Annotated in this window: 15 protein-coding genes; 9 read left to right on the forward strand and 6 right to left on the reverse strand. The window is 40.9% G+C overall.

The features are described from left to right. Nucleotides 1–10 precede the first annotated feature (10 nt). Nucleotides 11–859, reverse strand: coding sequence for a DUF350 domain-containing protein (locus PAARA_RS08665; RefSeq protein ID WP_245219927.1), 849 nt, complete (start codon nt 857–859; stop codon nt 11–13). Between the two features lie 122 nt (nt 860–981). On the opposite strand from PAARA_RS08665, the gene PAARA_RS08670 reads away from it, so the two are divergent. The 6 genes from PAARA_RS08670 to PAARA_RS08695 all read left to right on the forward strand — a co-directional run bounded on the left by PAARA_RS08670 (nt 982) and on the right by PAARA_RS08695 (nt 8,578). Further along, nucleotides 982–1,401 carry a DMT family transporter gene (locus tag PAARA_RS08670; protein WP_245219928.1) on the forward strand — a complete coding sequence of 140 codons (420 nt, stop codon included), beginning with the start codon at nt 982–984 and terminating at the stop codon, nt 1,399–1,401. A 14-nt stretch (nt 1,402–1,415) separates the two neighbouring features. Next, nucleotides 1,416–2,534: a sensor histidine kinase gene (locus PAARA_RS08675; RefSeq protein WP_062568641.1), complete on the forward strand. Its 1,119-nt coding sequence runs from the start codon at nt 1,416–1,418 to the stop codon at nt 2,532–2,534. Next, nucleotides 2,531–3,133, forward strand: coding sequence for a response regulator transcription factor (locus PAARA_RS08680; RefSeq protein ID WP_054552706.1), 603 nt, complete (start codon nt 2,531–2,533; stop codon nt 3,131–3,133). The genes PAARA_RS08675 and PAARA_RS08680 overlap by 4 nt, the downstream gene beginning before the upstream one ends. A gap of 145 nt (nt 3,134–3,278) precedes the next feature. Beyond that, nucleotides 3,279–5,762 (forward strand): ribonuclease R, encoded by a 2,484-nt coding sequence (gene rnr / locus PAARA_RS08685; protein WP_062568642.1) that lies wholly within the window; start codon nt 3,279–3,281, stop codon nt 5,760–5,762. Continuing rightward, nucleotides 5,759–6,505 carry a 23S rRNA (guanosine(2251)-2'-O)-methyltransferase RlmB gene (gene rlmB, locus PAARA_RS08690; protein ID WP_062568643.1) on the forward strand — a complete coding sequence of 249 codons (747 nt, stop codon included), beginning with the start codon at nt 5,759–5,761 and terminating at the stop codon, nt 6,503–6,505. The genes rnr and rlmB overlap by 4 nt, the downstream gene beginning before the upstream one ends. A 168-nt stretch (nt 6,506–6,673) precedes the next feature. Further along, a complete protein-coding gene (locus PAARA_RS08695) occupies nt 6,674–8,578 on the forward strand; it encodes an alpha/beta hydrolase family protein (protein ID WP_237114452.1) in 1,905 nt (634 codons plus the stop codon). Nucleotides 8,579–8,675: 97 nt separating this feature from the next. On the opposite strand, the gene PAARA_RS08700 is transcribed toward PAARA_RS08695, so the two are convergent. Continuing rightward, nucleotides 8,676–9,602 carry a manganese-dependent inorganic pyrophosphatase gene (locus tag PAARA_RS08700; RefSeq protein WP_062568644.1) on the reverse strand — a complete coding sequence of 309 codons (927 nt, stop codon included), beginning with the start codon at nt 9,600–9,602 and terminating at the stop codon, nt 8,676–8,678. A gap of 150 nt (nt 9,603–9,752) precedes the next feature. Here PAARA_RS08700 and PAARA_RS08705 point away from each other — a divergent pair, with 150 nt between their 5' ends. Beyond that, nucleotides 9,753–10,244, forward strand: coding sequence for a hypothetical protein (locus PAARA_RS08705; protein ID WP_062568645.1), 492 nt, complete (start codon nt 9,753–9,755; stop codon nt 10,242–10,244). A gap of 11 nt (nt 10,245–10,255) precedes the next feature. Beyond that, on the forward strand, nt 10,256–11,065 hold the full coding sequence (gene mutM / locus PAARA_RS08710; protein ID WP_062568646.1) for a bifunctional DNA-formamidopyrimidine glycosylase/DNA-(apurinic or apyrimidinic site) lyase: 810 nt from the start codon (nt 10,256–10,258) through the stop codon (nt 11,063–11,065). A gap of 45 nt (nt 11,066–11,110) precedes the next feature. Here the strand turns inward: mutM and PAARA_RS08715 are convergent, their stop codons facing one another. Genes PAARA_RS08715 through PAARA_RS08730 form a run of 4 tightly spaced genes read right to left on the reverse strand, consistent with a single transcriptional unit; the run spans nt 11,111 to nt 14,657 of the window. Further along, nucleotides 11,111–11,599 (reverse strand): DUF3299 domain-containing protein, encoded by a 489-nt coding sequence (locus PAARA_RS08715; protein ID WP_062568647.1) that lies wholly within the window; start codon nt 11,597–11,599, stop codon nt 11,111–11,113. Between the two features lie 8 nt (nt 11,600–11,607). Then, nucleotides 11,608–12,882, reverse strand: a complete 1,275-nt coding sequence (locus PAARA_RS08720; protein ID WP_062568648.1) for an ABC transporter permease — start codon at nt 12,880–12,882, stop codon at nt 11,608–11,610. Then, complete coding sequence (locus tag PAARA_RS08725) at nt 12,869–13,567, reverse strand: ABC transporter ATP-binding protein (protein ID WP_062568649.1); 699 nt, start codon at nt 13,565–13,567, stop codon at nt 12,869–12,871. The genes PAARA_RS08720 and PAARA_RS08725 overlap by 14 nt, the downstream gene beginning before the upstream one ends. A gap of 16 nt (nt 13,568–13,583) precedes the next feature. After that, nucleotides 13,584–14,657: a CDP-glycerol glycerophosphotransferase family protein gene (locus PAARA_RS08730; RefSeq protein ID WP_193987804.1), complete on the reverse strand. Its 1,074-nt coding sequence runs from the start codon at nt 14,655–14,657 to the stop codon at nt 13,584–13,586. A gap of 217 nt (nt 14,658–14,874) precedes the next feature. On the opposite strand from PAARA_RS08730, the gene PAARA_RS08735 reads away from it, so the two are divergent. Beyond that, complete coding sequence (locus PAARA_RS08735) at nt 14,875–15,981, forward strand: phosphoribosylaminoimidazolesuccinocarboxamide synthase (RefSeq protein ID WP_062568650.1); 1,107 nt, start codon at nt 14,875–14,877, stop codon at nt 15,979–15,981. Nucleotides 15,982–16,046 lie beyond the last annotated feature (65 nt).

Raw genomic sequence — 16,046 nt, forward strand, 5'->3', positions numbered from 1 at the left:
ATAAATAAGCTTAAATAGCGATGGTAATGATTACAGCAACACACACTGCAATGCTACTTTCAATAACCGCTACCGCAGTGTTGTTGTCGTGCATTGCTTGGTCGAGGGAGATTTTACTAAAGATAATTTTATCAACGAGGTAGCGCACAATTGGTAAAATTAAAAAGCCAAATAATGCGTCAATAAAGAATAAACTCAGGCTTTGTTGCCAGCTGTGGAAGCCACCAATCAGCGCATGGCATAAGATTATGGCTAATGCCAACATAGTGGCAGAAAAGCTAAGTGCGACGGCTTTATTACCTTTTTCGAGTTGCTCATGAAGGTTGAAACTTGTTAGGCGATCATAGCCTTTGGCAAAAATGATCAGCATCAGTTGCCCGAGTAAATAGAATACGATGGCTGATAACCACGTTCCTTCGCCTGTTAATGCGCCACCAATAATCAGTGCTGCGGCCATATAGTTAGCCGCTTGTACTAGGCCAACCGCCTCGTTTTGTTGGTTGATTAATTGTGCTTCATTGCAGAATAAGCGCAGTAGTAACTTGTCATTCAAAATGCGTGAGCAAGTAAGTAGCACCATACCTAATATGCTGTAAAGTGATACATTCATTAAATCGCTCAGTAGACCTTGACTAGGCCCTGCTAACACAAAACCATAAATAATAGTAATCGCACCTAAGTAGCCGCCAATGGATAAACCTAAAGCACTGTTGGCATTGTCGGTTAATTGGCTGGTGGTGTTATAAGGGGTCGCTAGGTTATAGGACAATTTTGCAACGGCTATAATCGCAATGAACAAACCAATATAGGCGCTGTTATAGGCCATCGTTGATAGGTAGTGGGTTAAGTTAATATCCATATAAATTTGTTAGTGTGTTGTTATTTACCGAAAATATTAACACAGAGTGTTTGCTGCAAAGAATATTAAAGCCCCATTTTTAGCAGAATTAATCAATTTCTTAAAAGTTTCATAGCTTTTTTATGACAATTGTCAGTTCAATCAATGACAAAATTCACTTATTACGCCAAGTAGAAAAAGTAATAGTTAAGCCTCTACTTTCTGGAGGAATAAAAATGAATAATGCGGCGTGGATAAGTTTATTAATTGCAGGAATTTTTGAGGTTATTTGGGCACTTGCTATGAAGCAGTCAAATGGCTTTACTAAACTATGGCCTTCAGTTGTTACATTCGCAGCTATGTGGGCCAGCTTTGCCTTTTTGTCATTTGCTTTAAAATCGTTACCTCTCGGAATTAGTTATGCGATTTGGGTCGGTATTGGTACTGTTGGGGTATCAATATTTAGTGTGATATGGCTTAGAGAGTCTATTACGATATTTCAGATAATCTGTATTATATTAATTTTAGTCGGAATAATTGGGCTAAAATTTCAAACGAACTAAAAGCAGCAAGTGATATGTTAAATAGTCGACTTAAGGATAAAAAAACGAATTTGACCTCTTTTTGGAATTGGGGGCCACTGCTTTTTTCGGGATTCTATTTGCTTCCGAGTATTTTCCAAATTGAAAGCACTGACTTTATGCAGATGTTCGCGATTGTTCTGTTGTACTTAATTTTTATTTATTTGTATGTGAAAGCAACACAAAGAGGAACAGAACAAGTTTGGCTGCAGCTAATGTCGCTTATTTTGGTTTGTGTCATTGCTAGTTATCTAACAGTTGGCTCCGCGACTTTATTTGGCTTTGTTGCATATATTGTAGGCTATAACTTTTCGAACCGTGCGCGTATTTTTGCAATTTCGATACTACTTTTAGCTTTGCTATCTAGTAGCCAAATAATCAATGAAAATTATGCTGAGTATTTTCTCAGTGGTTCTCTTATATTGCTTGTCGCTTTATTTAGTTATGGCATTGCAGGGCGTAATGAATTTTTCCATAAACGCCGAGAAAAGCAAAATAGCAAACAGTTAGAGCAGTTTGCAGCAATTGCAGAGCGAGAGCGCATAGCTAGAGATTTGCATGATGTGTTAGGCCATTCTTTATCTTCAATCGCTTTAAAAGCGGAGCTCGCGAGCAAATTAAGTCAAGCTAATAGACAGGCTCAAGCAAGATCGGAAATTTTTCAGGTTGCGGAGTTGGCTAGGGAACTATTAAGCGATGTGAGAAAAGTTGTAACTGATTTAAAAGAATTGGATATAGATACACAAATTAATAGGTTAATTGTTCGGTTAGAGGAGAGTGGCTTCAAAGTTATTCGTAATATTAAGGCTGTTGACTTGCCGGCAAAATTAGAAGGAGTTGTTAACCTAATAATTAAAGAGGCTGTAACCAATATATTGCGCCACAGTAGTGCTAAATATTGTGAAATATCAATATTACAAACACTGGATAGTGTTGACATTAAAATGAAAAATAATGCAAATGAAACTAGCCAAATTACACTTGGAAATGGTCTATCGGGAATTAAAGAGCGAGCTCTACAGCTAGGGGGAAAGGCCGAGTTTAGTTTTTGTAATCAACAGTTCGTTGCATTTATTAAATTGCCTTTGAGTATTAAATCGGAGCAGGCAGAATGATAAGGGTCTATCTTGTTGAAGATCAAGCGTTAGTTAGAGGAGCTGTTGCTGCTCTTTTAGGCCTTGATGAAAATATTCAAGTAATTGGTCAGGCTGAAAATGGCAAGGTGGCGCTTGCTGAAATACCAAAGTGTAAACCTGACATCGTACTTACAGATATTGAAATGCCGGAGTTATCTGGAATTGAACTTGCAGAAAAGTTGGCAATAGAAAAGAGTGAAAGTCGTATAGTAATCATGACTACTTTTTCTAAAGCAGGCTATATCAGGCGCTCTTTAGATGCCGGTGTAAAGGGGTTTATTCTTAAAGAGGCATCAAGTGATAGTTTAATTCTAGCACTTAAAAAAGTCATGTCTGGGCATAAAGTGATAGATCCTGAATTAGTTTTAAGTGCTTTAGATGATAGAGACCCACTAACTGAAAAAGAGCGGGCATCATTAAAGTTAGCTGCAGAGGGGTTAAAAACGCAAATGATTGCAGCTAAATTATACTTAAGTGAGGGGACCGTACGTAATTACTTATCAGAGGCGATTAGTAAATTAAATGCAAGTAACCGTATCGACGCTGCTAGAATTGCAAAGAGAAAAGGGTGGTTATAAGGTCCTTTATTTTGCTATAAAATTATTGAACAATTTGAGTGCGAAAACTGGTTTAATCAATTTCTTAAAAGTTTCATAGCTTTTGCCTGTCTCATTGTTAGGTTATGGGTTAAAATAACAACATAACCAACTAACAAGATAGTGAATGTCAAAACAGGATCCCAATCTCAGTCGAGAGCAAGAAAAGTACGAAAACCCCGTCCCTAGCCGTGAGTTTATACTTACTCACTTAGAATCTCGCGCTAAACCAGCAAACTTCACACAACTTTGTGACGAATTACAGGTGAATGATACAGAGCGTCAAATTGCGTTCAAACGTCGTTTACGTGCAATGGAGCGCGATGGTCAACTGTATTTCAATAAGTTTAAATGCTACGCATTGATAGATGAATCAGGCCTCGTTAAAGGCAAGGTCATTGGTCATCGTGACGGATTCGGCTTTTTAGAAGTTGAAGGTGAGAGTAAAGATTGGTTTATCGCAAAGCACCAAATGAATATGGTGTTGCACGGTGACATTGTGCTTGCTAAAGGCAATCGCAAAGGTTCAAGTGGCAAATGCGAAGCACGTATCATTAAAGTATTAACTAATGAACGCGCGCCCATCGTCGGCCGTTATTTTGTTGAGCATGGTATCGCCGTTGTTGTGGCGGAAGACCCACGCATAACGCAAGATATTATGATACTGCCCGGCAGTGAAAATGGCGCGCGCCATAATCAAATGGTGCAGGTGCAAATTACCCAAAACCCAAGCCGACATATGAATGCAGTGGGCAAAGTCACCGAAGTTCTCGGTGAACACTTAGCACCAGGGATGGAAATTGAAGTTGCACTGCGTAATCACGATATTCCCCATGTGTGGCCAGAAGCGGTTGAAAAGCAAGTTGCTCATTTAGGGGAATTTGTTGATGAGCAAGCAAAGCAAGGTCGTGTAGATTTACGTGACTTACCACTGGTTACTATCGACGGTGAAGATGCCCGTGACTTTGACGATGCCGTTTATTGTGAGCGCAAGCCATCAGGTGGTTGGCGTTTGTGGGTAGCCATTGCCGATGTGTCGCATTATGTAGGTATGAACACACCACTGAATAAAGAAGCGATCGAGCGTGGTAACTCAGTGTATTTCCCTGAGCAAGTTATTCCGATGCTGCCAAAAGTATTATCCAATGGCTTATGCTCATTAAACCCAGAAGTTGACCGTTTATGTATGGTTGCAGAGATGACGGTGTCTGATGCGGGTAAGTTGTCTGGCTATAAGTTTTACGAAGCAGTGATGAACTCACACGCTCGTTTTACCTACACTAAAGTGAATGCGATTTTACAAGGCGATGAAAAGCTGCGTGAAGACTATGCCGAGATGGTGCCACACTTAACTGACTTACAGCAAATGTATATGGCACTTAAAGCTGCACGCCAAGAGCGTGGTGCGATTGAGTTTGAAACCTTAGAAACACGTTTTGTGTTTAATGCACACCGTAAGATTGAATCAATCGTGCCTGTGGTGCGCAATGATGCGCACAAACTTATCGAAGAGTGCATGATTTTAGCGAACGTATCTGCTGCCCGATTATTAGAAAAACACAAGGCGAGTGCGCTATATCGTGTGCATGATGAACCGGATGCTGAAAAGCTTGGTTTTTTCAGAAACTTTTTATCAGAGCTTGGTATCGAAACCGCGATTTCTGATGAGCCAACACCAAAAGAAATAACCCAAGTGTTAGCAAAATTAGGCGACCGCCCTGAAGCTGAGCTTATTCAAACCATGTTGCTACGCTCAATGAAGCAAGCGGTTTATCAGCCTGATAATATTGGTCACTTTGGATTAGCGTTACCTGCTTACGCCCACTTTACGTCGCCAATTCGTCGTTACCCAGATTTAGTGGTACACCGTGCAATTAAAGCTGTGCTTAAAGCACAAGGCCAGCAAACATCGGGTGAGTACGCATACACTGATGACGAAGTTGATATGTTAGGTGAGCAGTGTTCAACCACTGAACGCCGTGCTGATGACGCAACTCGCGAAGTAGCAGATTGGCTGAAATGTGAATTTATGCAAGACCATGTTGGTGACGAATTTGGTGGGGTGATCTCATCGGTGACTAACTTTGGGTTGTTTGTGCGTTTAGACGATTTACAAATCGATGGCATGATCCACGTAACCAACTTAGGCAATGAATATTTCCATTACGATGGTGCTAAGCATTGCTTGATTGGTGAGCAAACCCACACTGTTTATCGTTTAGGCGATAAATTAACGGTTCAGGTATCATCTGTCAGTCTTGATGAGCGACGCATAAACTTAGTGTTAGCAGGCGAGGCACAGCAAGACCGTTATGCCCGTCGTCGTGGCCGTAGCGCCCCTGCAAAACCAAGTGTTCGTGCCCAGCTAAAAGCAGGTAAAATTCCTGGTAAAAAATCTGAATCAAGTCGCTTTGAAGCAAAATCAGGCGATAAAGACAACGAAAAACGTGGCAAGTCTTCTCCTTCTAAAGGGCGCAAAAAGCCAAGTAGTAAAAAAGCTGATGCAGTAAAAGCCAGTAACAAAAAGAGTAAGAAAAAAGCCACTAAAAAGGCAAAAAGACCGGGTAAGAATGCCCGTAAACGTAATGGCCGAGGAGCAAATAATACGTGAGTAATGAATTAATTTTTGGCTTTCACTCAGTTGAAGCAATTTTAGCAAAAGAGCCTGAGCGCTTTTTAGAAATTTATGCTTTAAAAGGCCGTGAAGACAAACGTTTAAATCCGGTTATTGACCAAGCACGTAAATTCGGTATTTCTGTACAGTTTATGCAGCGTAAAGCGCTTGATAATAAAGCCAATGGTGAGCAACACCAAGGCATTATTGCCAATGTAAAAGCGGCGCGTATGTATAACGAGAAAGATCTAGATGAGATCATTGCCCGTGAAGAAACGCCTTTCTTATTGGTGCTTGATGGTATTACTGATCCGCATAATTTAGGGGCCTGTTTACGTAGCGCTGATGCCGCGGGTGTACACGCGATTATTGTGCCTAAAGATAAATCTGCCAAACTCAATGGTACAGCACGCAAAGTAGCATGCGGCGCAGCGGAAACAGTACCATTGGTACAAGTCACTAATCTTGCACGTACCTTGCGTGAAATTAAAGACGCCGGCGTGTGGGTGGTTGGCACTGCCGGTGAAACAGATACGGAATTATTTGATGCAAACCTGACAGGGCCAATGGCTGTTGTTATGGGTGCCGAAGGAGATGGTATGCGCCGCCTGACTCGTGAGCATTGTGATTTACTTGTTAAAATTCCAATGGCAGGCACGGTATCTAGCTTAAATGTATCAGTGGCGACCGGTATTTGTTTATTTGAAGTGTTACGCCAGCGTAATGCGACCCAGCTATAAAGCTGACTGCAACCCACCGAATATCATTAAATAACCACCTTTATAAAGGTGGTTATTTAATATCTAAAAGCTCTTCAAAAACGTTAACTAAAAATTAATGCTGTGTTAGCTTTTCCTGTGTGTTATCCTTTTATTAGTCATTTAACTGATTAATTAAAAAGGGAAAATATGTTAAAAGGAATCGTGACAATCCTGCTTCTGGCAACATTCATTGTCAATGCAAAAGCCCCTGCATGGGAACAATACGCCAAACTTCCAATGGTTGAGCAGCCAAGCTTATCGCCAAATGGTGAGCTTATTGCGACACTCTATAATACTGATTCGGGCCCAACGATTAGTGTTACTAAGTTTCCTGATATTGATTTTAAGGTGCTGGCACGGTTAAAGAAAAACAAAGACCGTGTTGATTTTATTCGTTGGTCAGGCAATCGCTACATTATCGTCTCGGCAAGTTATCCCGAATATGTAAATGGTCAGTTTTTCAGAGTATCTAGGTTGTACTCTATCAATGTAGAAACCTCTGAAACTAAAGTGCTCACATCTCCACGTTTTACAGATGATCGTTGGTATAAGTATCAGTCGTTTGAGTTAGTATCATCACTCAAGGATGAAACCGATTACGCGCTTATTTCCACCTACGACAAAAATGATAAGGGCTATGTTGTCTATCGTGTGCATTTAGGCACATCTGACTTTGATAAAGTTCAGGGTAATAAAAATGATATTGGTAGCTGGTATGCTGATAGTAAAGGGGTTATCAGACTTGGACTAGCCGTTGAAGAAAAAGACGACGTATTTACCGCATCAATTTGGTACAGAGCAAATAAAGACGCAGAGCTAAAAAAAATTCACTCACAGGTGTGGGGCGAAGATGACACTTTTTCTATTCAAGCTTTATCAAAAGATGGCTCGAAAGCGTATGTGCTCTCTAATAGGGAGCTTGGACGTGAAGCTCTTTGGCTCTATAACATAGAAGCAGGCAAGTTTGAGGAGTTGATTTTTAGTAATGATAAATATGATCTCGATGGCGCAATAACTGATAATGAGGGCGAGTTTATCGGTGTATCTTTTTTTGATGACTACTATCGCACTCACTATTTTGATGACAAAGATGGCGCACAAGAGCGTGAGGTAGCAGGCCTATTTAAAGGAAAGCAAGCCACAATCAGCAGCCGTAGCCGAGATCATACGCGATTATTAGTGTCAGTCACTAACGATGTTACGCCGCCAACTTATTATTACTTTGACTTAAATACTCAAAAAGGAGGTGTTTGGTTATCGAAATACCCTTATTTAGTCAGAAAGTCATTTAGCCCTGTACAAAATTATAGCTTTAAAGCCAGTGATGGTCTGGAAATAACGGGTTACTTTACGCAGCCAGCAAATGTTAAAAATCCGCCATTGATCGTTATGCCGCATGGTGGTCCGCATGCCAGAGATTATAAGTATTTTGACAAAGAGCTTCAGTACCTTGTTGAGTTAGGGTTTTCTGTATTACAAGTTAACTTTAGGGGCTCTGCAGGCTTTGGTAGCGCATTCGAAACGGCTGGTTATTACCAGTGGGGTAAACGCATGCAACAAGATGTGTATGAGGCAATGGATTGGGCAATTGCGCAAGGCTTAGCTAAAAAAGACAATGCCTGTATTTTTGGTGCAAGTTACGGTGGGTATGTTGCCTTAACAGCAGCCTTTCAAGAGCCTAAGCGCTTTAAATGTGTGGTGAGTATATCAGGCGTCTCTGACCTTGAAACTTTTGTTACTAAAACCGATAGACAAGGGAAATACTTAGGTAATATTGTTGATGTTAAAGATGATAAGTCTATCGATGCGTTAGCTGAGGTATCAGCAATAAGAAAAATAAACCATATTAAGGCACCTATTCTTTTAATACATGGTAATAACGATACGCGCGTTAATTATAATCAATCGAAAGATTTCTATGACAAAGCGAGAAAGCAGCTAGATATTAAATATGTTGAAATAGAGGATGGAACACACTTTTTTGACGATCAAGAAAGCCAAGTAAAGTTATTCTCTGAGATAACGCCGTTTTTGAAAAAGCACCTATTATAGGTAGCCTTAGTAACATCTAGATAAAATTTAAATAATAGAGTAATAAAAAAGCCGATGTTTGAAGTTACATCGGCTTTTTTGTATCTATTTCGTGAGATTAGATTTTTGCAAAAGCGTCTTGTAGTGGCGGTACTACTTGCTTCTTACGACTTAGTACACCATCTAACCAAACTTGGTCATTTTCAGACTCAACACCATAAGCTGTTTCGATAACCGATGTGTCATCCGATGCGATCAGCATTTGCGAGCCTTCTTTCATGATGTCTGTTAGTAGTAGTAACACTGAATGACGACCGCCTTCTTCTTTCAGCTTTGCGATATCAGCTTCAAGGTCTGCTTTAATCTCATCAAATACAGCAAGGTCGATCACTTCTAGCTGGCCAATACCTACTAGCTTACCGTTCATGTTGAAGTCTTTAAAGTCACGCATGACTAAGTCGCGTGCAGGTGTGCCTTCAACCGCTGATTTCACCTTGAACATTTCCATGCCAAGCTCTTTAAAATCTTCGATACCTGCGATTTCAGCAAGTGCTTCAACACACTTGATGTCAGCCGTTGTGCACGTTGGTGATTTAAAGATTACTGTGTCGCTTAAAATTGCACATAGCATGATGCCAGCGATATCTTTTGGAATCTCTACATTATAGAAGTCATACATCATTTTGATGATAGTGTTTGAACAGCCAACAGGACGGATCCAACACTCAAGCGGTGTTGATGATGTTAAATCGCCCAATTTGTGGTGATCAACAACACCGACAACACGTGCTTGATCGATGTCATCAGGTGCTTGCGTTTTTTCTGTATGGTCAACGATATAAACGTCTTCACCTGCGTAGCTAAGCTTTAGCTCAGGGGCTTCGAAACCAAATTTATCTAGGATAAACTGTGTTTCAGGCGATACTTCACCTAAACGCGTTGGTATTGCAGGTTCTTCGATTTGGTTTTTTAAATAAGCAAGCGCAATTGCACCGCAAATTGAATCTGAATCAGGGATCTTATGACCCACTACATACATTGACATTGACGGAACTCCTTTAAATTTGGCGGATATTTTAGCAAAGTCTCTACAGATTGATACATAACAGACATGAAATTTTGTTGATCAATTACAACTGCCAATTAACGGGCTTTTTAGTTACACTTTAAGGTATTGAAAAGTGAGGAAGATACGATGCGTTTGAGCCGAAAAGCATGGAATAATGTGGTGATTATTTCGATGCTGTTGATGATTTTTTTCTTTAACGGTTTGCACAAAAAGCTCAATACTCCCCCTGCGAATGAGGGCGTTCAAGCTCTACTGCCTGAGCAAAGCTTTATTTTAGCAATGGCTTTTCCTGAACTGAAAATTGAGCGCATAGGTACTTCGTGGCGGAGCCAAAAGTTACAAAGCATTACCTGGCAAGCCGATGAACAAACACTAGAGCAATTAGTTGAGCGTTGGCAGCGTCAGCAATTAACCATCGCAGCGCTGCCAGTGAGTAAAATTTCAAAGGCGTCAGCGGATTATGTTGCCTCTGTATGGCTTGCTGGTGAGCAATTGCCAGCGGTGTATCAGCTATATAGCATTGAGCAGCAATACTATTTATTGGATAAGCGGTTACAGCGGGTGTTTGTGCTTGAGCAAGCCGATGTCGTTCAGTTATTTCCGCTATACCCGTTTTAAGAGAGTCATAGATGCCTGAATTACCAGAAGTTGAAGTTAGCCGTTTGGGAATAACGCCGCATGTGCTTGACCAAACAGTAACCAAAGTAAATATTCATAACGCCAGCATGCGTTGGCCTGTGCCTGATGATGTTTATCAATTACAAGGGCTTAAAGTTACGTCCGTTGAACGTAGAGCAAAATACTTATTACTTGGCTGTGAACTGGGTAGTGTTATTTTGCATTTAGGTATGTCGGGTAATTTACGTGTTGTGGATGCTACAGAGCCCTTAAAAAAACATGACCATATTGAGTTTATTTTAGCATCTGGTAAAGCGTTACGGCTTAATGATGCTCGTCGCTTTGGGGCTTGCTTATGGCAAGCGCCAAATGAATGCCATACCTTGCTGTCAAAGCTAGGGCCTGAGCCGTTAACAGAAGAGTTTGTTGCAAAGCGCGTTTTTGAGCAGTCACGCAACAAAAAAGTACCTATTAAACAATTTATTATGGATAACGCTGTGGTGGTTGGTGTAGGTAATATCTATGCTAATGAGTCGCTATTTAAAGCCGGAATTCATCCAAAACGTGAAGCCGGCAAGGTATCATTAAAGCGTTATCAGCAATTAGTGCCCATTATTAAAGAAACCCTTGCAGCGGCGATTACACAAGGTGGCACAACATTAAAAGACTTTGCCCAAAGTGATGGTAAACCTGGTTATTTTGCGCAGCAATTGCTGGTTTATGGCCGCAAAGGCGAGCCGTGCGTTAACTGTAAAGAGCCACTAAAGGAAATTAGATTAGGGCAAAGAAGCACAGTTTACTGTGCTAATTGCCAAAAGTGACTCTGAAAGTAACCATGAAAAAGCACGCCTCGGTGTGCTTTTAAATTATAGTTCAAATGGTGCGACACCGACCGCTTTCATTTTATAGCCAACTTGGGCAATTTCACCCGACCACGTTTCTGTGCTAATCACCCCTGTAACAACGATTGCATCATAAAGGCTCTCAATAGGCACACCACCTTCAATTGTGACATGCACAATTTGGTTTGGTGGCGGTGGTGGTACGTGGATACAGGCACCAAAATATGGTACCAGTAAAAACTCAGTAATCACTTCGCTGTCGCCCTCTAGTGGCACTACAAAGCCAGGCAAACTAACTGATTGGCCGTTCAGTTCTTTAACAACCGGCGCATCTAAATCAGGTTGCACCCAATTTTGTTCTGAACCCTCATGGTTAGCTTGTGCTTGAGTGTCAATTTGTACATGCCCTTGAGGGATTAAGTCTTCCCAAAAAATTTCTTTAGGTTTGCCTGCATTCGCAAAAGTGCAAGATAAAAGCATGGCAACAGCAATAAATTTTTGAAAAAATTGCATAAAATTCCTTAAATTTTGATACTCATGCCATCGGCAAGTGAGTAAAAATATGCGCGGGTTGCAGGTATCAACCCGACGATAAAACCTGCAAACATTATCGCAGCTAATAGCATAAGTTCATAGGCCGATAATAGCGCTATATTAAGGCTTATTCCGGCATGGCTTTGCAAGTAACCTGCGCCGAATAGCATTAAACCGTAGAACAAGGCGACACCAACAAGGCAGCCTAGCCCAGTGATGAGTAATGATTCTGCGCTTATCAATGTAAAAATATGCCAAGGCCTAGCGCCTACCGAGCGCAAAATAGCCAATTCTCTGCGACGCTGATTTAAGCTCGACAGCAGGCTGGTCAACATGCCAAGTAAACTAATAATGACCACCACAATTGAAAAAAGTAATAATATTTTTTCGACAATTGAGAGCATTTCCCACAATTCGCGTAAGGTCACACCAGGCATGATGGCAAGTAATGCCTCCTCTTTGTATTGGTTGATATTGCGGCGCACTTGTAGGGTATATAGTGGCGAATCAAAACCAAGTAGAAAAGCGGTTATTTGTTTTGGTGTGCCGATGAGATCGACAGCATCATGCTGGTCGTGGTCGTGGTCGTGGTCGTGGTCATTAGCTTTTTCATGTTGATGATTATGACCCCCATGAATTTCATCAATCGCAGCAAGTGGAATATGTAGGGTTTTATCAACGGGTGTACCCGTTGCTTGTAAAATACCAACAACGGTAAATGGGTTATCATCATGGTTATGAAAGCTAGTATTACCCATGCCGTGAGCAATCACGACCTTATCACCCAGTTGATAGCCAAGGGATTTGGCTACATCAGCACCAAGAACAACGTCAAATAAGTGATTAAACTCATGGCCGTTTGCAAAGCTTAATGGCTGCTTCTTACCAAAGCGATAGTGAGTAAAGTAGTCCTTGTTTGTGCCAAGCACCGCAAGGCCTTTATGGCTATCACCTAACGACAGTGGAATGCTCCAGCTTACTCCTCGTTGCTTTGCAATATACTGATAACTTTGCCAACTGACGCCGTTATTAGCATGTCCAATACGAAATACAGAAGAGAGCAGCAATTGAATGTCGCCCGTGCGAGCGCCAACGATCAAATCTGTGCCAGAAATGGTATTACTAAAGCTACTTTTGGCATCGATACGAACACGCTCAATCGACATGAGCAACATCACACTGATAGCAATAGTGAATAACGTAAGCAAAGCACTGGCTTTGCGGTTGAATAAGCTTTTTGCGGCAAGTTTAAGTAGTAGCATGTCTGCCTCCTTGTAGTTCAACAAGGTCAATGCTGCGTTTGAAAAGGCTGCGCAGGGTCTCATCATGACTGACAAACACGAGTGTGCTATTAGTGGCTGTGGCTTGGGCAAACAGTAACTTCACAAATGCTTGACGGTTTTGTGTGTCCAGTGCCGAGGTTGGTTCATCGGCGATAATGATTTCTGGGCTACCTATAAATGCTCTGGCTGCTGCAACACGTTGTTGTTGGCCAATACTTAATTCACCGACAGCTTGATGCTGTAAGCTGCCTGTTAACCCTAACGCTGTAAGCAGTCGGCTCGCTTCTGCACTAATAGTGGCATTGTTTTGAAGCGCATGATGTTTGCGAGATGGTGAAAATTGGCAGCCTAATGTCACGTTTTCAATGGGTGATAAGTAAGACAGTAAATTAAAGTTTTGGAAAATATAACCAATATGGTCGGCACGAAAACGGTCGCGTTGGCTATTACTAAGTTGGTTTATTGCTTTGCCAAGTAACTCAATTGTGCCTTTGTTAGGAGTAGCAACACCGGCAAGCAAAGATAGCAACGTTGATTTACCGCAGCCACTCGGGCCATGAAGAAAAACATGTTCGCCTTGATCAATCTGCAATTGTGCAATATTGATCGTTGGCGCCGTTTGTTGTGAGTGCCACTTAAATAGCACATTTGAAAGCGTGATCATAACGACCTATAAGTTGTTACCATCGCCAGTAATTTAATTTTTTACGCATTTTTAGGTTACGAATAAAATTACGTGGTTTTGGCTTAAGTGCTGGATTAGTCAATAGTAATTCATTGCTGGCAGCAAGTACACGTTGACTCGATAAGCCGTCCTGATATGGGTGTAACTGTTGGCAGAAGTGCTCAATTTTAGCCATTAGCTCATCGGGTTCTGTGAGAGCATAATCGATGGCCTGTTCGATTTTGTCTGCATCTGTAATGTCAACGAGATGTTCCCCTGGGTTTTGGTTGCAGAAGGTCACCACAGGCTTACGTTGTAAAATAAACATCAGTAATATCGATGAGGTATCACAGAGCATCACATCCGCTGCTTTTAGAAGCGGTAAAACATTGTCGGTTTCTACAAAGGTTAAGTTTTCATTTTGTAGCGCTTTATATTGCGCAACGAGTTCACTAGGCATTTTAGGATGAAACTGCATTAAAATGCGCCATTTTCCTTGCTCGCTAAAGGCTTTAATTTGTTCATAAAGCTTTGGAGCAAGTGAGATACGCCTAGAAAAAGTCGAGCAAATGAGCAATGTTTTACGCGGATCTTGCTTATCTTCATAGGGGTTATTTTCAATCTCAGAAAAGTAGGGATCAAGTGTTGGCCAACCTGTTTCTTTTACTTGAAAGTAGCCATGCTTCTGAGCAAGCTCTATAAAGGTGGTCGTAGTTGATGGCCCTTGCGTGCAATATAAATCAAAACAGTCACGAATTTTAAAATGATTATCTAGGCCATTATTAACGCGTTTTCCTGAATTAAAGCCATGAAAAACTTTGACTTTTTTACCAGGGATAAAGTTTGGAACAATATTTCCTGGTAGATAGACAATATCGGGCTGCCATTTTTTTACATCGTTTAATGACATCAAACGTTGTTCTTCTTGGTGAAGAAAATCAGGGTTAACCTCGTCTCCTTCTAGAAACCACTTAACCTCACCGCCATGAGCTAAAATTTCTTGCTGTAGAGGGCGCAAGATGGCGTATGAATAATTCTGTGAAATATACATTAAGTATTTTTTTTCTGCGGTAGCTGCTAAGTAATCCAAGAAAACCTCCTATTGTGAGGGCGCTATTATAGCGAAGTTTTGTTTATGACAGCAAAATTACAGAACATTTAAAGTTTATTGATTTTGTTATGAGAATTGAAAAGCGGATCGTAGCGCAATGATTGAGCTTTCATAGCGTCTAGATTATTATAGGCGGCCATAACCCCAATCCCATACACGTGCTCATTTGAGCATGCCAAATACTTTCGGAGATAGCATGACTAGCTATAAAGTTTTAGACGTAAACGATGATTTACCGATCCGTACCAAAGGTGCGGTACACAGTGGTAAAGTGCGTTCAGTTTATTGGTTAACTGATGAAGACAGCGCTCGTTTAATTAATGAAAAAGGTTACCAAGTTCCAGAGGGAACTGAGCTAGCTATTATGGTTATTTCAGACCGTATTTCTGCGTTTGATTGTATTTGGCAAGGTGAAAATGGCTTAAATGGTGTGCCAGGTAAAGGCATTGCCTTAAACTCAGTGGCATCACATTGGTTTAAGTTATTTGATAAAGCAGGTCTTGCAGGTAATCATATTGTTGATATTCCACATCCTTATGTGTGGATTGTGCGTAAAGCAAGTACAGTAAAAGTTGAAGCAATTGCTCGCCAATATATTACAGGTAGCATGTGGCGTGATTACGCGAAAGGCACACGCAATTTCTGTGGTATTGATTTGCCTGAAGGGCTAACAGCTAATCAAAAGTTAGATGATGTACTTATTACACCATCAACAAAAGGGATTATTACAGGTGTTGCCGAAATTCCTGAGGTGGACGATGTTAATATCACTCGCGAAAACATTACGAATAATCTATCAGTATTTAACTTTAAATCTGAAGATGATGTCGCTAAATATGAGCAATTGCTAGTTGAGGGCTTTAAGCTTATTAGTGATGAGTTAGCACAGCTTGACCAAATCTTCGTAGATACTAAGTTTGAGTTTGGTTACGTAGAAGATATCGATGGCTCAGACAAGCTTATTTATATTGATGAAGTGGGTACGCCTGACTCATCACGTATTTGGGATGGCCCTGCTTATCGTGATGGTAAAATAGTTGAAAATTCAAAAGAAGGTTTCCGCCAGTTATTAATTAATAATGTGCCAGACAGTGATGTATTGTTAAATAAAGATCGCATGGGTGAGCGGGAGCAATTAGCAAAAGACTACACATTGCCTGAATCTGTGATGCTTGAAGTGTCTGATACTTATGTTGGTATCGCAAGTAAAATAGTGGGCGAAAAAATAACGATACCAAGCGACCCGCGTGGTGAAGTGATTGCTATTTTAGACAATGAATACGGTTTGATTAAACACAGTTAAATACCTTTTTAGGCCTAACATTCCTACAAGGCCTTTCTTATTTTTAAGCCAAGTTTGTATTTTAG

The sequence above is a fragment of the Pseudoalteromonas arabiensis genome, from assembly GCF_001550155.1.
In the GTDB taxonomy this organism is placed as follows: domain Bacteria; phylum Pseudomonadota; class Gammaproteobacteria; order Enterobacterales; family Alteromonadaceae; genus Pseudoalteromonas; species Pseudoalteromonas arabiensis.